The following is a 21,515-nucleotide window of genomic DNA, read 5'->3' as shown; positions in this document are numbered from 1 at the left end:
CCGGTTATTCCGTCGGCGCCGCCGCGGCGAATTTCGCCATATTCGATGGGCGGACAAAGGTTTCGGCGAAGGCGTCGGCCAGTGCCGTGTCATCCTGTGCGGCCAGCATCAGTTCCCGGACGGCCGGTGGGGGGTCGAGCACTGCCATTGTCCAGCGTGCCGCGGGATGAGCGACCGCGGTCAGCCATGGCTGTGCCGCCGATGTCATCCAGGCTCGGTCGAACGGGCCGGTGGGATTGCCCAGGATCGCCGCGCTGTACTGGGCGGCGCAGTGCGCGGCGTTGTTTGCGCCCTGCGCACCGCCGGGATCCATCCGGCACACGACATCGCCGCCGCCCAATACGAGGGCGCCGGAGGGCAGTGTGGCGACAGGCTCGCGCATGGTCGGCGGTACGGCGCCGACCAGAGTCGCGCCACCGTCGGTCAGTTCGGCATTGCGATACCGATCGGCAAGTGCCGCAGGCAGATACCGTTGCAGGAGTTGCACGGCCCGCCGCAGTCGCTCGGCCGGGACGCTTTGCGCGAAAACGTCCAGTCCGCGGCCGGGCAATCCCTCGAAAAGCAGTATTTCGCAGCGCCTTTCCTGTCCGGGCAGACCGGTAAGTCCCGGATAGGAGATGATTTCGCCGTGGCCGGGAAGGGCTATATAGCTGCCGAGGCCATCCGGGTCGGGCTCGACGCCGTCGAGGTACAGCACCGACAGTCGACGCATCGGCTCGGTCGGAACCGACCAGCTCGGGTCGGCCGGAAAGTATGCCGCGAGATCACGCGAGGCTCGAGTGACGACGGTCAGATCGTATTCGGCTGCTCGCCGATCCAGTTGTGGCACAGACAGTTCGGCGATCTCCAGATCGCCGCCCGTGGCCGCGAAGTCGGCGAGCCAGCGGGCGAACACCGTCCGCTGGTCGACGCTCTGCGCTGGTTCGCTGAACCGCCCGGCCCACCCGGATACCAGGTTGCGGTCGACGACCAAACTCAACCGGATGCCTTGGATACGAGGTGCGCTCGAGCGCCAAATACCCAGCCCCGCTCGGGATTCGAGGTCCAGCGTCGGCGCGAATTTCACCTGAGTACTGGTCACCGAGCCCGACAGCACCGTTGCCGCGTCGCGATCGGTCACGACGGTGACCGGGATGCCGCTGTGCCGCAGCCGCAGTGCCAGTGGTAGGCCACACTCACCAGCGCCGAGTATCTGAATTCCGCGCACGTGCAATCCTTCCCGATGGTGAATTCGCCGTTGTCAGCTTCGCGACATAGGTAGGTCACCTACATCGGGTGAAACGACGGAGGTTTCAGATTTTTCGGGCCGCCGCGACGGCTGGATACTGGCTGTTCGGCGCCGATTACCTGACTACTGTGCTCACTATGACCGGGCGATATTCATCGAGCCTCGGATCACTGCCGGGAGCTGACAGTGATTTCGTCGGACGCGAACGGGAGCTGGACAAGATCGCGACGTTGCTGCTGGATTCGGTGCCCCTGATCACCTTGATCGGATCGGGCGGCATCGGCAAGACCCGCCTTGCCACCGAGGCGGTGCACCGCTATCACAGGGCTCGTCGGGTTCCGGTCCATTGGGTTCGGCTGGCCCGGCTGGCCAGCGGGGCCGATTTATCGGCGGTCGAGGACGAGGTCGCGCAGGCGATCGTCGACGCCGATTTCTCTGATCGATCGGTACGGGCCGCACTGATCGACACCCTCACCCGTTCCGACGCCGTGCACAATCGGCTGCAGACGATCCTGGTGATGGACAATTGCGAGCATGTCCTGGACGGGTCTGGGCGATTGATCGCCGAATTACTCGACGCGGTGCCGGGTTTGACGGTGCTGGCCACCAGTCGCGAGGCGGTCGGCTGGGTCGATGAGCAATTGGTGCCGATCGGTTCCTTGCCTCGGAGGGAGGCGCTGCGGCTGTTCCGCAAGCGAGCCGAGCTCACCGGGCGTGCCATCGCCGATGATCAACTAGAGCTGGCCGATTCCATCTGTCGACATCTGGACAACCACCCGCTGTCCATCCGGCTGGCCGCCGCCCGCCTTCGGCGCCAACCGTTGCCGATGATTCTGCGCGACCTCAGCGGCGAAGCCAGCGATCGGCGGTTGCGGTGGTCGCATGGTCCGCGCGTCGGCTCCGAGGAACGGCATCGGGGCATCCAGGATGTGATCGCTTGGTCTTACGACCTGTGTACGGACCAGGAACGCTTGCTCTTCGATCGGATGTCGGTCTTCGCCGCGGGCTACGACGTGGATCCCGACGACGAGGCCGATACGTCCGTTCTCGATGTCGGCGCGGAACTGGAGGCCATCGAGGGTGTTTGCGCCGATCTCGACACCGGTGGTGGCAACCCGGAAATCGGCATCGCGACGGACGAGGTCGAGGGTCTCTTGGAGCGGTTGGCGGATCAGTCCTTGGTGTCGGTCCACCTGACTTCCGACACCGTCCGCTATTCGCTGTTGGAGAGCTTCCGGGTATTCGCTCAGCAGCGATTGCGCGAGCGCTCGGCGGGCACCGAATGGGAGCGATTGACCGCTCGGCATCGACGCTACTACCGCGACAAAGTCATGCGGGCCTGCGCCGAATGGTTGAGCCCCGCGGAACAGGATCTGCTCGATTGGGCGCGGGCGGCTTGGGACAATCTGCTCAGCGCGATCGATGGAAGTCTCACCGACCCGAGGGAATCGGTGATCGGATTGGAAATCGCCGTCGGCTTGATCTCTTTGCGGGTTCCCTTCATCAAGGGGTCGCTACGCGAGTCTCGGCGTTGGGCCGAACGAACGTTGGCGGCGACGCGCGAACTCGACCCACAGCCCATCGAACTCCAGATATCGGCAATGGCCCTGATCGGGTGGGTCAGTATGTGCCAGGGTGTGCACGCCGACGCCGAGCGGATCCTCGACGAGTGCGTCGCCGCGTGCGTGACCGATCCAATGGCACGGGCGAACTGGCGGCATAGCTTCGAGCTCGATCTCGGTCTGCCCGCACCCGTCGAGTTCACTCGTGGTACCGAGCTGATGCTGGTGCAGGGTGACGCGCGTGCGGTGGCGGTGCTCGGGAACGCACGCCAAAAGTTCGCCGCCCGTGGCGATCTCGGTGGTGCGGCCATGAGCGAGCTGTTCGAGGCACTGGCCGCCGGTTTCGGTGGCACCCCGGCACAGGCCATGGAGATTGCCCGGCGTCATCTCGACAACACCACCGCGGCCGGGGCGTGCTGGGCGAAATCCTGGGCCGAATTGGCGTGGGCGATTGCCCTGACCAAATACGGAGACCCGGAGGAAGCGCTCGTCGTCGGGCGCTCCGCGTTGGCGGATCAGGTCGTGATGCGCGACCAATGGGGCGCCCTCTGGGCGGTGCATATCCGGATGTGGACGCTCGCGCGCATGTCGGGCGATGCGCGGACCGCGGACGGAACCGTCTCGGACCAGGTGATCGCGCGGGCCACCGAAATCGCACTGCTCGGCGGCGGAGTCGCCACCTGGCGGCAGCGGTTGGGCGTGAACATAGCGAACCTTCGGCCATTCGAAACCGAAACCGACAACGCCATCGATATCGCACGGGATGTGCTCGGACACGAGCTGTTCGAAGCCACGCAGCGCGAGGGTGCCTTGCTGCGGCCGGAGCACGATGAGGTGGCGCGGCTGGCGTTGGGCACGTGGTCGCTGGACAAGCTGGAGGTGGACCATCCCATTCGGCGCGGCCGCCCGGCGCCCTGGCAGGAACTGTCGACCGCCGAGCAGGAGGTCGCGACGCTCGCGGCGGCGGGCTGGACCAATACGGCGATCGCGGCCACGCGCGGCAATTCGTTCAAAACGGTAGACGCACAGATGATCTCGATCTTCCAGAAGCTGATGATCACATCACGAGCCGACATCATCAGGTTCGTGCCCGCGGACCGGCGAAACGAGGTCACGAATGCGTCCGCGCGTCGACCGAAACGTACGCGCCGCGGGCCGACCCCCGAGCGCGGCCGCTGAGCGGCGAGAGCATTGCGGCGATGTTGTGGGCGGCCCGTCGGGCGGTGCGGCATAGGGTGGAGCCGTGCCAGACCGTGACATGTCACCGGCCGCGACCGTTCTTGTGGTCGACGATGAGCCCAACATTGTGGACCTGCTCTCCGCCGCGCTGCGGATGAGCGGCTTCGACGTGCATACCGCCGCGAGCGGGTACGCGGCGCTGGCCGAGGCCGCGGCCCATCGGCCGGACATCGTGGTGCTGGACGTGATGCTGCCGGATCTGGACGGCTATGCGGTGGCGCGGCGGCTGCGGGAGGTCGACAGTCAGGTGCCGGTGCTGTTCCTGACGTCCCGGGACGCGGTCGAGGACCGGATCGCGGGGTTGGCCGCCGGTGGCGACGACTATGTGACCAAGCCGTTCAGCATCGAGGAGGTGCTGCTGCGGCTGCGCGCGATTCTGCGGCGCACCCTCGGTCCGGAGTCCGGCGACGATCGGGTGCTCAGGTACGCGGACCTGGAACTGGATGTCGATGCGCATACGGCCTATCGGGCGGGCGACGAGATCTGGCTGTCCGCCACCGAATTCAGCCTGCTGCGGTACCTGGTGGTCAACGCGGAGAAGGTGGTCAGCAAGCAGCAGATCATCGATCGGGTGTGGAGTACGGAGACCGGTCGCGACGGGCGGGTGGTGGAGACCTTCATCAGCCAGCTCCGGCGCAAGGTCGATGCCCGGAATCCGCCGCTGATCCACACGATTCGCGGTGTTGGCTACACCTTGCGGCACGGCGGCGGGCGTTCGTGAGCGAGCGAACAATCAACACAGCCGGGCATAGCCCGGTCATGGCGGAGCCGAGCGTCAGCGACGCGCAGTCATGAGCGGGCGCCGGGTATGGAATCGGGCTCGCCGGTTGACCTTACGCACCCGACTGCTGTTGGCTCTCGTCGCGATCGCCGGCATTGGAATAGCGGCCTTCGGGCTGCTCAGCGTGACGATGTTGGATCGCGCGCTGCTCGACCGGGTGGACGACCAACTCGATCACGTTGCCAGCGATATGACTTCGACCAAGCGGCCACCGCCGCCCCCGCCCTCCGGGCCGCCGGAGTACGAGCAGTTGCCTTCGGACTTCCGGCTGATGTTCTTCGATGTCGACGGGCATCAGATCGGCAAGCTCGGCGCACCGGCCCAGGTGAGCACCGTGCCCGCATTGCCCGCGATGGACGCGGCAGCGGTACGCGCCCGCGCGAACAGTGCGTTCACCGTCGGCGACCAGAACAGCGATATCCATTGGCGGGTGCGCACCGTCGTGCAGCCCGCGACCGAATGGCAGCCCGACGGCGGCACCGTCGCGGTCGCGATGTCGCTGGCGACCACCGAGGCGACCACCGGCAATCTCCGCACGATCGAGTTGGTGGCGGGTGCGACACTGCTGCTCGCCATCTGCGTCATCGCGGCGGTTCTGGTGCGAATCGGTCTGCGTCCGTTGACCAGGATCGAGCACACGGCCGAGGCCATCGCGGCCGGGGATCTGGATCGCCGTGTCGCACAGACCGATCCGCATACCGAGGTCGGTCGGCTCGGTACCGCGTTCAATGTGATGGTCACCCGGCTGTCCACGGCACTGCGTCAGCTCGCCGATTCCGAGCAGCGGATGCGGGCGTTCATCGCCGACGCCTCGCATGAACTGCGCACCCCGCTGACCTCGGTGCGTGGTTACGCCGAGCTGTATCGGCGCGGTGGTGCGTCCGACGAGGTCGGGGTGGGGGAGATGATGAGTCGGATCGAGGGCGAGGCCATCCGGATGGGTGTGCTCGTCGACGATCTGCTGCTGTTGGCCAAATCCGATCAGGAGCGGGCGCTGGATCTGGCGGAGCTCGACTTGGTGGTGCTCGCGACGGAAGTGGTGCGCGACGCCGCTACCCGAGCCCCGGATCGGGATATCGGTCTGGAGAGTCCGGAGGACCCGGTTCGGGTCGTGGGTGACGAGCACCGGCTGCGGCAGGTCGTGACGAATCTGGTCAACAATGCGTTGGTGCATACGCCCGCGGCGGCGTCGATCACCGTCACCGTCGGGATCAGGGCCGCGGCGGCGTTGACCGAGCCGGTCGCCGCCGAAGCGGGTGCGGAACTGCCCGAGGCAGCCGAATTCGCGGTACTCGATGTGCACGATGACGGACCCGGCATCGCACCGAAGAACGCGCCGCGCATCTTCGATCGCTTCTATCGCGCCGCCGAATCACGTTCCCGCACCGGTGGTTCGGGACTCGGTCTCGCCATTGCCGATGCGATCCTCGGTGCGCACGGCGCTCGGATCCAGCTGTTGCGCACGCCCGGTTCGGGTGCGACCTTCCGAATCCTTTTCGCCGTCTCCTGATCGTCGGCGGATTCGACGCCGATGGGTTAAGTTAATGACCGTTCTGTTTCCGGGGTAGGAGAACGATGGCGCTGACCCTCGCCGAGCACGCGACGCTCGGCCTCATATGTGACACCTTCGCGCCCGGGGACGGTGCGGAGCTGCCGTCCGCATCGCGGCTGGGGGCCGTCGACGCCGTCGAGCGGTTGCTCGCACGCAATCCGAGTGCGGCAGAGCGCCGCGCCTTCGAAACCCTGCTGCGGGTATGGAATTCGCGTGGGTTCGGATTGCTGATCGGCGCCGGGCCGCGCAGGTTCGCCGATCTCACCCAGGACGAACGCGAGCAGGCGCTAGTGCGGCTCGGCAGCTCCCGGCTGGGTCGCAAGCGCGCGGTCTTCCAGGCGCTCAAGGGCGCAGCGTTGACGGCGTACTATGCGACGCCCGGCTCGACCGGGACCAATCCGGCCTGGACGGAGATGGGATTTCCGGGTCCGCTCGGCGCCTTCGCCGATGCGCCCGAGCGCGCTCTTGCTCCGGTTCGACCGATCGGCGATACGACGCTCGATTGCGATGTGGTGGTGGTCGGATCCGGTGCGGGCGGTGGTACTGCGGCGGCGGTGCTCGCGGCGGCCGGTCTGGATGTCGTGGTCGTCGAACGCGGGGGCTACTACGATGACGCGGACTTCGGTTCCGGCGAACTCGACGGACTACTGAACCTATACGCACCCGGCCCCGCGACCACCCAGGAGGGCCAGCTCGGTCTGGTCGCCGGATCGTGTCTCGGCGGTGGCACGGTGGTCAACTGGACCACCTCGTTCCGCACGCCGGACGAGGTGCGCGAGGAATGGGCGAGCCTGGGCGCCAAGCAGTTCGCGGCCGACGAGTACAGCGAGGCGCTGGACGCGGTAGAGGCCAGGCTCGGCGTCAACGGCGACCACTCCGGTGCCTCCGGTCGTGACACCGTTCTGGAACGCGGTCTGCGCGCACTGGATTGGCATGTCGATGCGGTGCCACGCAATGTGCGCGATTGTGATGCCGGAATCGAATGCGGCCGTTGCGGTTTCGGATGCCGTATCGGTGCGAAGCAGTCGGTGGCCAAGACCTGGCTGGCCGATGCCGCCGAGCACGGTGCCCGGCTGCTGATCGATACCGAGGTGCGCACGATCACGCTGCGCGAGGGCAGTGCCGGTGGGGTCGAGGCTGTCACCTCGCAAGGCGACGCGGTCACCATCCGGGCCCGAGCGGTGGTCGTCGCGGCGGGGGCGATCCAGACACCGGCGCTCCTGCGTCGCTCCGGGATATCCGGCCGCAATATCGGCCGCTACCTGCGATTGCATCCAGCCACCGCGGTTTTCGGCACCTTCGACGAGCAGATCCGGCCGTGGGAGGGCGGCATGCAGACGCGCTACTCCAGCGAGCACCGTGACCTCGACGGCCACGGCTACGGCGTGATCTACGAGACCGGGCCGTTGACGCCCGGTATGACGGTCGGGTTTCTGAATTGGACCGGCGCGGCGCAGCACCGGGCGATCATGCACAACCTCGCGCACACCGTCGCCGTCGGTGTGATCACCCGGGACCGCGACCACGGCATCGTATCGGTCGACCGTGCGGGCGATGCGGTGGTCCGCTATCGCCTGTCCGGATACGATCAAGCGCATATGCACGCCGGAATCGCCGGTGCGGCAAGGATTTTGGAAGCAGCCGGTGCGCTCCGCATCTTCTCCGGGCACCAGTCGGGTCCGGTCTACGAACCCGGTATCGCTGGCTCATATGACACCTTCGTCGCCGAATGTCTGCGTGCCGGTTACGATCCCGGCCGCTGCGCGATGGGCGCACTGCACATTATGGGCTCGGCCCGCATGGGCGGCTCGCGCGCGGATTCGGCCACCGATCCGGACGGCGTGGTCTGGGATGTGCCGAATGTCGTCGTCGCCGACGCATCCTGCTTCCCGACCGCGTCGGGGGTGAACCCGATGGTCAGCATCGAGGCCATCGCGCATATGAACGCGTCACGTCTGGCCGCTCGACTGACCTGAGCGTTGTCCGGCCGGACCGGGGCCGATCGGCGCGCAATCCGTGCCCCGGCCACTCAGCGCACATGCCGACGTAACGCGTTCCGGGACAGGGATTTGCGACCGACGGTGCGGAGCATCGGTCAATAGCCGATTGTGAAGCGCCGCTGGATGAATCGCGGCAGTTCGGCTTCGTCGAGTAGGGCGACCGCGGCGTCCTCGATGGAGATGCGGCTGTGGCCGTCGGCATCGCGGACCGGCTGGTCGCCGCCGACGCGGTAGCGGCCGGTGCGTTCACCGGGGGCGATCAATTCGGCCGGGCTGAGGTAGGTCCAGAGCCGGTTCGAGGCGCGCAGGACATCGAGCGCGGCGTGGTGGCCGCGTACCGCTGCGGCGTATTCGCGAGGGAGACCGAGTCCGTCGAGAGTATCGGCCAGGCGTTGGTCGTCATCGGCGGTGACCCGGCCGGGCTCGTACTCCAGACTCCCCGCGCCGCCGACCACGATCAGTCGCGTGCGCGGGTGTGTGTGCAGTGCGTCGAGTAGCGAACGCGCGGCGCTCGCGTAGACCGTCGGATCGGCGATGGAGCGCGCGACGGTGTCATTGAAATCCGTTGCGGCATTCCCCGGTTGGTAGCAGCTGATCAGGATGTCCATGCCGGGGATGGCCGCGGCAATGGCCGCGCTGTCGAAGATATCGAGGCTGCGCCAGGTGACGTTCGGCCGGCTGGTGGTGATCTGGCTGGCGTCCCTGGTGAACGCCGTGACGTGGTGGCCGCGGGTGACGGCCTCGGTGAGTACCCGCTGGCCGATATTGCCGGTCGCGCCGACGATTCCGATGAACATGCTGCTCCTGAGAACTGATTGATACGGCGTGTAGAAACTATACGCTGTGAAGTATTTTAGCAACGTCATGTTTTCTCACGCGATGTAGAGTTGCTGCCGTGGGCACTGGGACGCCGACCCGGCGGGAGTTACGACGCTCCGAGACGACAGCGGAGATCAAGCAGGTCGGGCTCCGGTTGATGGCCGAGGGCGGGCCGGGCGCCATCACGTTGCGGGCGATCGCGCGCGAGATGGGCATGACCGCCAATGCGGTCTACAGCTACTTCCCGACCCGTGACGATCTGATCACCGCGCTGATCAACGATGTGTACTCCGAACTGGCCGATGCGGTCGAAGCTGCCCGTGATGCCCGTCCCGCTGCCGACGCTGCGGGCCGAATTCTCGTGTGGGCCTGCGCATTTCGCGATTGGTCTGTGGCGAATCCGGCCGGGTTCCGTCTCATCTACGGCGACCCGGTGCCCAACTATGAGCCGCCCGAGGGCGGCGCCGCTCCGGACGCGGAACACCGCGTATGCGCGGGCCTGACCGGTTTGGCCGCAGGCGCGTGGCCGCATGCCGAAAACCACTACGCCGACAACGGTTTCGAGTGGTCGGACTTCGAACCGAAACTCGTCGAAGAGGTCAAGACGGAGTTCCCCGGCCTACCTCCGGCCGCGGTGGCGATCGCGCTGCGCATCTGGGGTCACCTGCACGGCCTGGTCTCCCTGGAAATCCTCGGCCACCTGCGCTCCCAGACCACCGATCCGGAAAAGCTCTACCGCAACGAGATTCGCCATCTCATCCGCTCGCTGGGCCTGACGCCACCCGAGCGCTGAGTCCGGTTGTGGGCGCAATGCCGTCGTCCGTGTTGTCGCGGTGCCCGTGGCAATGCGCGAGGTCTGCACGCCGTTTCGCGCCTGGCCTCGGCCGCAGGATGCGTATAGAGACTCGGATTGATCGCCCCTCGCTCGAGGGCAGTCGCCTGGTTCCGATCAGCTGGCCACGCGCGTGTCGTCCAACGTGTCGGCGGCAGGATCCCCGATGGCCGCGCGGGCGGCGCGTTCGGTGAGGGCGGCGAGGAAGGGGAGGCGGGCGTCGCCGAGGGACATGGCGTGGTTGCCGAGGTGGTTGGTGACGAAGCCGATGCCGAGGCCGAGACCGGGATTGGCGATACCGCCGGAGCCGCCGATGCCGAAATGGCCGAGGGCCTGGCGGGTCAGGCGAGTTCCGACGATGGCGCGGTGGTAGCCGAGAGCGAAATGCGGTGGGGCGCCGAGGACATAGTCGTAGCGGCTGTTCGGCCGCATTTCCGCGATGCGGTGGGTGGTTTCGGGACGGAGCAGGCGGCGGCCGCCGACCACGCCGTCATTGGCGATGCCGCCGTACATCTTGGCGATGGCACGGGCGGTGAAAACGCCGTTCCAGCCGGGCATCATCGCATCGTAGGGGCGCATGCCGAGGGTCATATCGGCCCAGCCGTCGTAGACCGCACTGCGGGCGGAATTCATTACCTTCACCGAGGCGAACGGTGCGATGAGCGCGTCGAACGGGACCCTGGCGATGCCGAGGCGCGGTGCGAGCCGAGCCAGCCGCTGCCGCTGGTCGGCGGGCACACCGAACCAGAAATCGTTGTCGCCCAGCGGCTCTCGAAGTTCGCTGCGCACGAGGTCGGTGAAGTCGCGGCCGGTGGCGCGTTGCGCGATCTCCGCGACCAGGGTGCCGAAGGTCAGGCCGTGATATCCGGAAGCCCGCAGCCGCAATGGATCCGGCGCGGATGCCGCCATCGCGGCGGCCACGGCATCGTGGTCGAGCAGATCGTTCGAATCGGCGACCAGACCGCGGGTGCGCTGCAATCCGGCACGATGGTTCAGCACCTCGCGGATCGTGATGCCGCCCTTGCCCTGCGCGGCGAATTCCGGCCAGTAGTCCGCCACCGGCGCGTCCAAGTCGAGCACACCGCGCTCGATCAGTCGATGCGCGACCGTCGCGGTGACGCCCTTACCGGTCGAATACGACAGCGCCATGGAATCGGCCCGCCACCGTCGGTCGCTATCCGCCCACCCCGCCCAGATATCGAGCACCGGCTCGCCGTGTAGGTACACCGCCAGCGCACCGCCGCCCTGGCTCTTACGCCGGAACATCGCGAAGAACTTGGCCGCGACGGCGGTGAACCGGTCGTCGATCAGCATGTGACCGGGCACACCCGCGTCGTCGGTGCTCGCAGCTGGCATGGTCAGACTCCTTTGTCTGTTCAGATAACGCCACACAGGCTGCTGCTAACAGTTGCAAGCAGTCTGCTAACTTACTGTAACCAGTGTTACTGGATAGACGCAATGGGCCGTGCCGGTGGTCGGAATAGCACGGCCCGACGAGGTCCGGGCTGGATCTTGGAGACGCTCACCGCGCTCGGGTGCGACGGCTCCGCTGGCGCTCCGGCCGCCGATGTGATCCGGACCTATGTGGAGCGATCCGCCCACGGGTTGTCGACCGGTCGCGGGCGATCCCTCAGAGGCGCGGGTCGACCGGCTCCGATTCGAGGGCGAGGACCGCGAACACCGCTTCGTGCACGCGCCACAGCGGTTCGCCCGCGACGAAGCGGTCCAGCGCCTCCAAGCCCAGTGCGTACTCGCGCAGCGCCATCGAGCGCTTGCGGCCCAGACCGCGGGTGCGCAACCTGCGTAGGTTGTCCTCGCGCAGGTACTCCGGGCCGTAGATGATCCGGAGATACTCGGGGCCACGGCATTTCAATCCCGGCTGGACCAGGCGATCGCCTTCGCTGCGGACCATCGCCTCGTACGGCTTCACCACCATGCCCTCGCCACCCGCCGTGGTCAGCTCGGTCCACCAGGTGGTCGCGGCGGCCTCGCTGTCCGGATCGGTCAGATCGACGATCTTTCGGCCGGTCGGGGTGAACAGCTCGGCGTCGGCAGCGACCAGCCGGTCGATATTCGACAGGTGCCAATCATGGTCGCGCACCGCGTAATTGACGCCCGCACCGGCCAGGATCTGGAACGGTGCGATACGCAGACCGACCAGACCGTCGACCGGCCAGCAGTAGCGGCCGTAGGCGGTGGTGAAGGCCGCCGCGTCGGTCTTGCGTGCGGCAGTACGCTCCGCGAGTTCGGTGACATCCAGACCCCTCGCCGCGGCGGCAGCCAGCAGGTCGGTCGCGGTGCCGAGCGCCGCACGGGCGGCCGAACCGACGGCGGCGTACTGATTGCGCAGTAGACCGACGGCTTTGGCCGACCACGGCATGAGCTCGGTATCGAGCAGCAGCCATTCGGTGTTCAACTCCTCGAACAGGCCCGCCGTTTCGGCGGCGGTACGCACGCGGGCGAGCAGCTCCTCGGTCTGTGCGGAGTCGTCGAAGAACGGCCGCCCGGTGCGGGTGTAGAGCGCGCCGGTACTGCCGTCGTCGACGCCGAAGCGATCGGCCGCGACCTGCGCTGAGCGTGTCACGAGGACGATCGCGCGTGAGCCCATGTGCTTCTCCTCGCACACCACGCGCCGCACACCTTCGGACCGGTAGTAGTCGAACGCTTCGGCGGGATGTTCGAGGTAACCGTCCAGTTGGGTGGTGGCACACGGCGCCATGGTCGGCGGCAGGTACACCAGCCAGCGCGGATCGATGGCGAAGCGGCTCATCACTTCCAATGCGGCCCCGGCGTTCTCCTCCTGCACGCCGACCCGACCGTGCTGACGGGTCTCCACCACCCGGCGACCCAGCACATCGTCCAGATCCAGCACACCGGGATCGCGGTGCACCACGCCGCCTGGTGTCGCGATGGTGGTGGCCTGCAGCGGACGCACCGGCTCGTACCAAACCCGTTCGGCCGGAACCGAAACCGGCACCCGCTCCGGATACCGCAGGGCCGAGAGCTTGCCACCGAAGACGACACCGGTATCCAGGCACAATGTGTTGTTCACCCAACGCAGATCGGTCACCGGCGTGTGGCCGTACAGCACGGTGGCGCGGCCGCGGTAATCCTCGGCCCACGGATAACGCACCGGCAGACCGTATTCGTCGGTCTCCCCGGTGGATTCGCCGTACATCGCGAAGGTGCGAACCCGCCCCGATGCGCGCCCATGGTACTCCTCCTTGAGCCCGGCGTGCGCGACCACCAGTCGGCCGCCATCGAGCACATAGTGGCTGATCAGACCGCGGCAGAAGTCCAGCGCCGCCTTGCGGAAATCCTCATCCTCGGTCTCCAACTGGGTCAGTGATTCCGCGAGCCCGTGCGCGATACGCACCTTCTTCCCGTCGAGTGCACGTACCAGCTTGTTCTCGTGATTTCCGGTGACGCACAATGCGTTTCCCGCGTTCACCATCCCCATGACGAGCCGGAGCACACCGGGGGTATCCGGCCCGCGATCGACCAGATCACCGACGAATACCGCGGTACGCCCGGCCGGGTGCGTCGCACCGACCGCCCGGCCCGCATCGTCACGCGCCAGGTCGTAGCCGAGTTCGCCGAGCAGCGTTTCCAATTCGGCCCGGCAGCCGTGCACGTCGCCGATCACATCGAACGGTCCGGTGAGCTCACGCCTATCGTTCCAGGCCTTTTCGTCGACAATGCTCGCCGACTCGATCTCCTCGACGCCGCGCAGTATGTACACCTTCCGGAAGCCCTCGCGTTCCAGCCCGCGCAGGCCCCGACGCAGTTCGCGCTGCTGCCGGGAGACCACATGCCTGGGCAGGTGCGACCGGTCCGAGCGTCGCGTATTGCGTTCGAAGCACACGTCATCGGGGACGTCGAGCACGATCGCCACCGGCAGCACATCGTGTGCCCGCGCCACCGCGATCAGTTCCTGCCGCGCCTTGGGCTGCACATTGGTGGCATCGATAACGGTGCGCAGGCCGCGCCGCAGCCGAATACCGGCGATGTGGTGCAGCAATGCGAACGCGTCCGGCGTCGAGGACTGATCGTTCTCGTCATCGCTGACGATGCCGCGACAGGCATCAGAGGAGACGACTGCGGTATCCCGAAAGTGCTTGCGCGCGAATGTCGATTTGCCGGATCCGGTGCTGCCGATCAGCACGACGAGGGAGAGCTCCGGGACGGATAGCTCGGTCATCACGCGGTTCCTCTCGTACTGCCGTCGGTCACGGCCTTGGTGAACACGGCCAGCTGCGTTGGCGGGCCGAATTCGGGATGTTCGACACCGACTGGCACGAAGCGCACCGCGTACCCGTAGCGTTCGGCCACGCCAGCGCACCAGCGCGCGAATTCCGCACGGGTCCATTCGAATCGGTGGTCGGAGTGCCGGAACTTGCCAGTGGGCAGCGTCTCGTACACCACATTGTGTTCGGCATTCGGTGTCGTCACTACTACGGAACCCGGTGCGGCCGAACCGAATACGGCGTATTCGAGCGCGCCCAACCGCGGCTCGTCGATATGCTCCACGACCTCCATCAGCACGGCGGCGTCATAGCCGCGCAACCGAGCATCGGTATACGTCAGAGCTCCCTGTAGCAACGTCAAGCGCCGCGCCACCCGCTCCGGCATCCGCTCCACCCGCAAGCGCCGCTTGGTGATGTTCAGCGCCCGCATCGATACGTCGACACCGACGACATCGGTAAAAGCCTTGTCCGCCAACAATTCCCGCAACAACGCCCCCTCGCCGCAGCCGAGATCGAGCACCCGGTGCGCCCCGACCTCCCGCAGCGCGGCCAAAACGGCGGCCCGTCGCAAGACCGCCAATGACGGTGCCCGCTCGTCGCTGTCGGCCACCGACGCAGACTGCGTCGGCGCGGAGGGTTCCACGGTGAGCTCTGCGGTGCTGTTTTCGGCAGATTCCGCCTCGTCGCACCCGTCCTCGACCGCGTCGAGCTCCTCCGCCTCAACATCGTCCACCTCGGCCAGCCGAGCCAGCGCGGTACGCACCAGCGACTGACGTCGCGCCAGGTACCGCCGCGTGATCCAGCCCCGTTCCGGATGCTCGGCCAGCCACCCGGCGCCCGCGCGAATGAGCTTGTCGACCTCGTCGGCGGCCAACCAATAGTGCTTGGCCCCATCGAGCACCGGCAGCAGGACATACAGGTGCGCGAGGGCGTCGGCAAGGCGGATTGTTCCGGCGAGTTCCAGCCGCACGTAATGCGAATCCCCCCACTCCGGAAAGGCCGGATCGAGGGGGAGTGGTTCGGCGATCACGGTCCAGCCCAGCGGTGCGAAGACCCGTTCGGCCGCCTCCGCGCCGCCCTTGCACGGCACCGCGGGCAACGCGATCCGCAACGGCAGTGCGGTCCGCGCCAATTCGGGGCGCTGATCGCACCGTCCGTGCAGTGCGGTGCGGAATACCGCGCCGAGCGCCACCGACAGCAGCGACGACGCCGCATACGGCCGATCGTTGACATACTGCCCGAGACTGAAATCCGGTGTGCCGCGCGAGCGTCCGCGCACCAACCGGATCGGATCCACCTCCAATAGCAGCGCCGCCGTACAGCGCGCCGCGGTCGCCTCCGGGTACACCACGTGCGCGGTGCCGTAGGACTGTTCGAACGCCTGCACTCGGTCCGGGTTCTTGTGCAGCAAGAAGCCCAGATCGGTCGCGGGCCAGGCCGCGCCCTCCGGCGGTGCGCAGGTGATCGTCAACAGCATCTTGCGATCGTCGCCGAGCCGCACATCGCACGCAAGGAAGTTTCGCGGGCCTTGTCAGAGACTGAGGTTCGGCCAGGTCCAGTTCGCGACCGCCGGAATATCTTCGCCGTGTTCACGAGTCCAGGCGCGGGCATTCCATCGTGCGTCGACCATCTCCTGCCGCAGCCCCGCCGCCTTCTCGCGCAAGGTCGGCACCCGGTCGATCACATCCATGACCAGGTGGTACCGGTCCAGATCGTTGAGCATCACCATATCGAAAGGGGTTGTCGTGGTGCCCTTTTCCTTGTATCCACGCACATGCAGCTCACCGTGGTTGGCGCGCCGGTAGGTGAGTCGGTGGATCAGCCAGGGGTACCCGTGGAATGCGAAGATCACCGGACGGTCCCGGGTGAACAGCGAGTCGAACTCGCTGTCGGACAGGCCGTGTGGGTGTTCGTCGGATGGTTGCAGTCGCATCAGGTCGACCACATTCACCACCCGCAGACGCAGCTCGGGCAGGCGTGCGCGCAGGATCGCCGCCGCCGCAAGCGTTTCCAGCGTCGGCACATCCCCGGCGCAGGCGAGCACGACATCGGGCGTCGTTCCCGGATCGTCGTTCTGCCCGGCCCAACCCCAGATCCCGGCACCGCGTGCGCAGTGCACGGCGGCATCGGAAACCGAAAGCCAGTCCGCCTGTGGCTGTTTCCCGGCGACCACCACATTGACGTAATGCCGTGATCGCAGGCAGTGATCGTAGGTCGACAGCAGCGTATTCGCATCCGGCGGCAGATATACCCGAACGATCGATGGTTTCTTGTTCAGCACCACATCGAGGAATCCCGGATCCTGATGGGTGAAGCCATTGTGGTCTTGTCGCCAAACATGTGACGACAGAAGGTAATTCAGGCTCGCGATGGGTCGCCGCCACGGTACCGCCGCGCTGGCGTCCAGCCATTTGGCGTGCTGATTGAACATCGCGTCGATGATGTGGATGAATGCCTCGTAGCAGGTGAAAACGCCGTGCCCGCCGGTCAGCAGGTAACCCTCGAGCAGTCCCTGGCACATATGCTCGGAAAGCACCTCGATCACCCGTCCTGCGCGGTCGAGATCCACATCGAATTCGCCGATCTCAGCCTGCCAGTTACGTCCGGTGACCTGCAGAATGTCCTGCAACCGATTGCTGGCCAATTCGTCGGGTGCGAAGGTCAGGAAGTTGTCCGGATTGCGCACGGTGACATCGCGCAGCCAGGCGCCGAGCACCCGCGTCGCCTCGTGCTGAGTCGCTCCCGGCGCACGGACCTCGACGCCATAGGATCGCCAATCGGGCAGCCGCAAATCCCGAACGAGCATGCCCCCATTGGCGATTGGATTCGCGCTCATCCGCCGATCGCCATCGGGCACCAGGTCGAGCAGCGTCGATACCGGCCTACCCGACTCATCGAAGAGCTGCTCCGGCCGATAGGACCGCAACCACTGTTCGAGCACCGCCCGGTGCTCGTCATCGGTACGCGCGGCGGCCAGTGGCACCTGATGCGCTCGGAAGGTGCCCTCGACCGGATCGCCGTCGACCATCGGCGGGCAGGTCCACCCCTTCGGCGTGCGCAACACGATCATCGGCCAACTCGGGCGTACGCCATCGGTCCCCGCGCGTGCGGCCCGCTGGATCTCCGCGATGCGATCCAGGGCGGTGTCCACGGCAGTGGCCATCTCCTGGTGCACGGCAGCGGGATCGCTGCCCGCGACGACGATCGGCTCGTAGCCGTATCCGCGCATCAGCATCAACAGTTCGGATTCCGGGATGCGCGCCAGGATGGTCGGATTGGCGATCTTGTACTGATTCAACGCGAGAATCGGCAGCACCGCGCCGTCGCGCACCGGATTGAGGAACTTATTGGCGTGCCAGCTGGTGGCCAGCGGCCCGGTCTCCGCCTCTCCGTCGCCGACCACGCAGAACACTGTCAGATCCGGATTATCCAGCGCAGCCCCGAATGCGTGCAGCAGCGAATAGCCGAGCTCACCGCCCTCGTGGAAGGAACCCGGCGTCTCCGGCGCGCAGTGACTCGGCACCCCGCCAGGGAAGGAGAACTGTGCGAACAGCGCGCCCATCCCGGTCTCGTCCTGTGGCACATGGCTGTAGAGCTCGGAGTAGGTACCCTCCAGCCACGCACAGGCATTCGGCCCGGGCCCGCCGTGTCCGGGCCCGGCCACGAAGACCGAGTCGAGATCGCGCTGTCGAATCGCCCGATTTGCGTGCACCCAGACCAGATTCAGACCGGGCACGGTGCCGAAGTGTCCGAGCAGCCGCGGTTTGATGTGTTCGGCCCGCAGCGGTTCGCGCAGCAGCGGATTGCTCATCAGATAGATCTGGCCGACCGCCAGATAGTTCGCGGCCCGCCACCACGCGTCGAGCGATTCCAATTCCGCGCGATCAAGCGGGCCCGGCGCATCCGCGAGCCGATACGGCTGCGGCGCGACGGTCGCACCGCCACTGCTTTCGACATTGTCGGCCGAGGTATCGCCCCCGACACTGGCCAGCTGGGTCATGCGTCGACTCTCCTCACACTCGGGCATCGGAAGCGGCGCCTGGAGGGACCGCCTGTCACCGGGTCCTGCACGGTTGCCGACGTCGATCGATAACGCCGGATGGAGAATTCACCGTCAGCCTACCCAGGCCGGGTCCTGCCGAATCGGTTCTCACGGTCCCGCGCCGGTGGTGGGTCCGTCTGGTGCCGGATGACACGTGATCCGGTGCCATCTGTCGTCGCATTACCCGGCTGGGCCGAGTCCAGTCGTGATGGATTATGGTCCGCCGCATGCAAACACTGCGCAGGATCATCGGTATCGGCACCATCGCCGCCGCGACATTCGCGCTGGCCGCCTGCGGTTCGGACGATGACAAGGGCTCGACTGCCACGTCTGCCGCCACGTCATCGGCCGCCACGTCATCGGCGCAGCCCACCTTCGGTCAGCTGCCCGCGCAGAACACCGGCGCCGAATGCACCGCCGACGACATCGTGGTGGTCGGCGGCTTCGGCGCGACGCCGAAGATCACCATCCCGGACACCTGCACCCCGCCGACCCAGCTCGTCGTCAAGGATCTGGTTCCCGGCACCGGGCCCGGCGCGGTCGCCGGTCAACCGCTCACCATGAACTACACGCTGATCACCTGGTCGGATAAGAAGAAGCTGGACAGCTCGTTCGACCGCGGCAAGCCCTTCCAGCTGACTCTCGGTGCCGGACAGGTCATTCCGGGCTGGGAGCAGGGTCTGGTCGGCGTGCAGGCGGGCGCGCGGCGGCTGCTGATCATCCCGCCGAACCTCGGCTACGGCGCGGGCGGCAACGGCATCAAGCCCGATGAAACGCTGGTCTTCGTCACCGACGCGGTCGCCGTCGGCAAGTAATCGCGCCGCGGCGGTGCTGCTTGCAGCCCGCCGCGACGGGTCAACTAACCTGGTCGAGATACGCACGTTAAGCCGTGCGGCGATTTCGCTCGTGATAACCCCCAGCAAGTCGGCCACAAGCAAGTCGACCAGAACCAACGAACAAGGAGCATGTCCGTGAAGAGCACCGTCGAGCAGCTGAGCCCGACCCGGGTCCGGATCAACGTCGAGGTGCCTTTCGAGGAGCTGAAGCCGGACTTCGACAAGGCCTACAAGGCGCTGGCGAACCAGGTTCGCATCCCCGGCTTCCGTCCGGGCAAGGCCCCGGCCAAGCTCATCGAGGCCCGCCTGGGCCGCGGCGCGATCCTCGAGCAGGTCGTCAACGATGTGCTGCCCGGCCGCTACAGCGAGGCCGTCACCACCTCCGAGGTCAAGGTCATCGGCCAGCCCGAGATCGAGATCACCAAGATCGAGGACGGCCAGGAGCTCGCCTTCACGGCCGAGGTCGACGTGCGTCCGGAGATCGCCCTGCCCGCCTACGACGGCATCGAGGTGACCGTCGACTCGTTCACCATCGGTGACGAGGACATCGAGGAGCAGCTGCAGTCGCTGCGCCAGCGCTTCGGCACCCTGACCGGTGTCGAGCGTCCGGTCCAGGACGGCGACTTCGTCTCCATCGACCTCTCGGCCACCGTCGACGGTGAGGACGTGCCCGAGGCGGCCACCACCGGCCTGTCCCACGAGGTCGGCTCCGGCCAGCTGATCGAGGGCCTGGACGAGGCGCTCATCGGCCTTTCGGTCGACGAGTCCAAGGAGTTCACCTCGACCCTGGTCGCCGGTGAGCACGCGGGCAAGGAGGCGGTCATCACCGTCACCGTGCGCTCGGTCAAGGAGCGCGAGCTGCCCGAGGCCGATGACGACTTCGCCCAGCTGGCCAGCGAATTCGACACCCTCGACGAGCTGAAGGAAGACCTGCGCAACCGGGTCGAGCGCGTCAAGAAGGTCGAGCAGGCCGGTCAGATCCGCGACAAGGTGCTGGAGACCCTGCTCGAGCAGGTCGAGGTGCCGCTGCCGGAGGCGGTCGTGCAGGCCGAGATCGACGCCGTGGTGCACGATGCCGTGCACGGCTTCGACCACGACGAGGCCAAGCTGGCCGAGGCACTCGAGGCCCAGGGCTCGAGCCGCGAGGAATTCGACAAGGACACCAAGGAGTCCGCCGAGAAGTCGGTGAAGACCCAGCTGCTGCTGGATGCCATCGCCGAGGCGGACAACACCCAGGTCGGCCAGGAAGAGCTCACCGAGCGGATCCTGTTCCAGGCGCAGCGCTATGGCCTTTCGCCCGAGCAGTTCATCCAGCAGGTGCAGCAGGCGGGCCAGCTCGGCGCGGTCTTCGCCGACGTGCGTCGCGGGAAGGCGCTGGCCGGTGTGGTCGGCAAAGTGAAGGTCACCGACTCCGACGGCAACGCCGTGGACACCGCCGAAATGTTCGGCGGCCCTGAGGGTTCCGAGCCGGAGGGCACCGAAGAGGCGACCGCGGCGAGCGCCGAATAATTCCATGGAAGGACAGCGTGATCGGGACACATGTGGTTGTGTGATTGCGCTGTGAGCGAGCGAAGCGAGTGAACCGAAGACACAGCGCGCCCTCGCCCAGAGTGCGGCCGAGCGCTAGCGAGGTTGCGCTCTAAGCGAAGACGGGCGGTACCGGGAGTTCGGTGCCGCCCGGCTTCGTTAATGTTTGTGTCAGCGAACCAGTGATGGCTGTGTAGCAATCAGAGCCGGTGAGAAGAGAAGGCAGGTATCCGTGACAATGAACAAGGCAGGGGTCGTCATGAGTTCCCCCACTGCTGGTCTCAACCTCAGTGATTCGGTATACGAGCGCCTGCTGCGTGAGCGCATCATCTTCCTCGGCACCCAGGTCGACGACGACATCGCCAACAAGCTGTGCGCGCAGATCTTGCTGCTGTCGGCGGAGGATCCGACCAGGGACATCTCGCTCTACATCAACTCGCCCGGTGGTTCGGTCACCGCGGGTATGGCCATCTACGACACGATGCAGTTCGCCGAGTGCGATATCGCCACCTACGGCATGGGCCTGGCCGCATCGATGGGCCAGTTCCTGCTCACCGCCGGCACCAAGGGCAAGCGGTACGCCCTGCCGCATGCGCGCATCATGATGCATCAGCCGTCGGCGGGCATCGGTGGTTCCGCGGCCGATATCGCGATCATGGCCGAACAGTTCGCACACACCAAGCGGGAGCTGAACGAGCTGCAGGCGCTGCACACCGGTAAGTCCGTCGAGCAGGTGACCGCCGACGCCGACCGCGACCGCTGGTTCACCGCGAAGGACGCCCTGGACTACGGCTTCATCGATCATGTGATCAGCCACGCGAACCAGGCCAACGGCGCGAAGAAGTAAGCC

14 protein-coding genes are annotated in these 21,515 nt (G+C 66.6%); 8 read left to right on the top strand and 6 right to left on the bottom strand.

Annotated elements, in window-relative coordinates:
• Nucleotides 1-4: 4 nt before the first annotated feature.
• Nucleotides 5-1,207: a styrene monooxygenase/indole monooxygenase family protein gene (locus ACQP1T_RS31365; protein WP_433756635.1), complete on the bottom strand. Its 1,203-nt coding sequence runs from the start codon at nt 1,205-1,207 to the stop codon at nt 5-7.
• Nucleotides 1,208-1,365: 158 nt separating this feature from the next.
• On the opposite strand from ACQP1T_RS31365, the gene ACQP1T_RS31360 reads away from it, so the two are divergent.
• The 4 genes from ACQP1T_RS31360 to ACQP1T_RS31345 all read left to right on the top strand — a co-directional run bounded on the left by ACQP1T_RS31360 (nt 1,366) and on the right by ACQP1T_RS31345 (nt 8,338).
• A complete protein-coding gene (locus tag ACQP1T_RS31360) occupies nt 1,366-3,969 on the top strand; it encodes an AAA family ATPase (protein ID WP_433756634.1) in 2,604 nt (867 codons plus the stop codon).
• Between the two features lie 79 nt (nt 3,970-4,048).
• On the top strand, nt 4,049-4,750 hold the full coding sequence (locus tag ACQP1T_RS31355; protein WP_433762435.1) for a response regulator transcription factor: 702 nt from the start codon (nt 4,049-4,051) through the stop codon (nt 4,748-4,750).
• 106 nt (nt 4,751-4,856) lie between these two features.
• Complete coding sequence (locus ACQP1T_RS31350) at nt 4,857-6,320, top strand: sensor histidine kinase (protein ID WP_433756633.1); 1,464 nt, start codon at nt 4,857-4,859, stop codon at nt 6,318-6,320.
• Between the two features lie 65 nt (nt 6,321-6,385).
• Nucleotides 6,386-8,338: a GMC family oxidoreductase N-terminal domain-containing protein gene (locus tag ACQP1T_RS31345; protein WP_433756632.1), complete on the top strand. Its 1,953-nt coding sequence runs from the start codon at nt 6,386-6,388 to the stop codon at nt 8,336-8,338.
• Between the two features lie 119 nt (nt 8,339-8,457).
• Here ACQP1T_RS31345 and ACQP1T_RS31340 read toward each other — a convergent pair whose 3' ends face one another.
• A complete protein-coding gene (locus tag ACQP1T_RS31340; RefSeq protein ID WP_433756631.1) occupies nt 8,458-9,159 on the bottom strand; it encodes an NAD(P)-dependent oxidoreductase in 702 nt (233 codons plus the stop codon).
• Nucleotides 9,160-9,257: 98 nt separating this feature from the next.
• Here ACQP1T_RS31340 and ACQP1T_RS31335 point away from each other — a divergent pair, with 98 nt between their 5' ends.
• A complete protein-coding gene (locus ACQP1T_RS31335) occupies nt 9,258-9,974 on the top strand; it encodes a TetR/AcrR family transcriptional regulator (protein WP_433756630.1) in 717 nt (238 codons plus the stop codon).
• 156 nt (nt 9,975-10,130) lie between these two features.
• Here ACQP1T_RS31335 and ACQP1T_RS31330 read toward each other — a convergent pair whose 3' ends face one another.
• The 4 genes from ACQP1T_RS31330 to ACQP1T_RS31315 form a co-directional block, all read right to left on the bottom strand.
• The gene (locus tag ACQP1T_RS31330) at nt 10,131-11,369 is read right to left on the bottom strand and encodes a serine hydrolase domain-containing protein (protein ID WP_433756629.1); all 1,239 of its coding nucleotides are present in this window, start codon (nt 11,367-11,369) and stop codon (nt 10,131-10,133) included.
• Nucleotides 11,370-11,643: 274 nt separating this feature from the next.
• Nucleotides 11,644-14,214 carry a polynucleotide kinase-phosphatase gene (locus tag ACQP1T_RS31325; RefSeq protein ID WP_433756628.1) on the bottom strand — a complete coding sequence of 857 codons (2,571 nt, stop codon included), beginning with the start codon at nt 14,212-14,214 and terminating at the stop codon, nt 11,644-11,646.
• Nucleotides 14,214-15,737 carry a 3' terminal RNA ribose 2'-O-methyltransferase Hen1 gene (locus tag ACQP1T_RS31320; RefSeq protein ID WP_433756627.1) on the bottom strand — a complete coding sequence of 508 codons (1,524 nt, stop codon included), beginning with the start codon at nt 15,735-15,737 and terminating at the stop codon, nt 14,214-14,216. The genes ACQP1T_RS31325 and ACQP1T_RS31320 overlap by 1 nt, the downstream gene beginning before the upstream one ends.
• A gap of 54 nt (nt 15,738-15,791) precedes the next feature.
• Nucleotides 15,792-18,260: a phosphoketolase family protein gene (locus ACQP1T_RS31315; protein WP_433756626.1), complete on the bottom strand. Its 2,469-nt coding sequence runs from the start codon at nt 18,258-18,260 to the stop codon at nt 15,792-15,794.
• A 269-nt stretch (nt 18,261-18,529) separates the two neighbouring features.
• Here ACQP1T_RS31315 and ACQP1T_RS31310 point away from each other — a divergent pair, with 269 nt between their 5' ends.
• From ACQP1T_RS31310 to ACQP1T_RS31300, 3 genes are all read left to right on the top strand, one after another.
• Complete coding sequence (locus ACQP1T_RS31310; RefSeq protein ID WP_433756625.1) at nt 18,530-19,117, top strand: FKBP-type peptidyl-prolyl cis-trans isomerase; 588 nt, start codon at nt 18,530-18,532, stop codon at nt 19,115-19,117.
• A 156-nt stretch (nt 19,118-19,273) separates the two neighbouring features.
• Nucleotides 19,274-20,647: a trigger factor gene (tig, locus tag ACQP1T_RS31305; protein ID WP_433756624.1), complete on the top strand. Its 1,374-nt coding sequence runs from the start codon at nt 19,274-19,276 to the stop codon at nt 20,645-20,647.
• A gap of 277 nt (nt 20,648-20,924) precedes the next feature.
• Nucleotides 20,925-21,512: an ATP-dependent Clp protease proteolytic subunit gene (locus ACQP1T_RS31300; RefSeq protein WP_062992728.1), complete on the top strand. Its 588-nt coding sequence runs from the start codon at nt 20,925-20,927 to the stop codon at nt 21,510-21,512.
• Nucleotides 21,513-21,515 lie beyond the last annotated feature (3 nt).

Source organism: Nocardia sp. CA-135398 (assembly GCF_050955845.1).
Lineage (GTDB): Bacteria > Actinomycetota > Actinomycetes > Mycobacteriales > Mycobacteriaceae > Nocardia.
The sequence above is the reverse complement of the archived record's forward strand: the minus strand, read 5'-3'. Positions and strand labels throughout refer to the sequence as shown.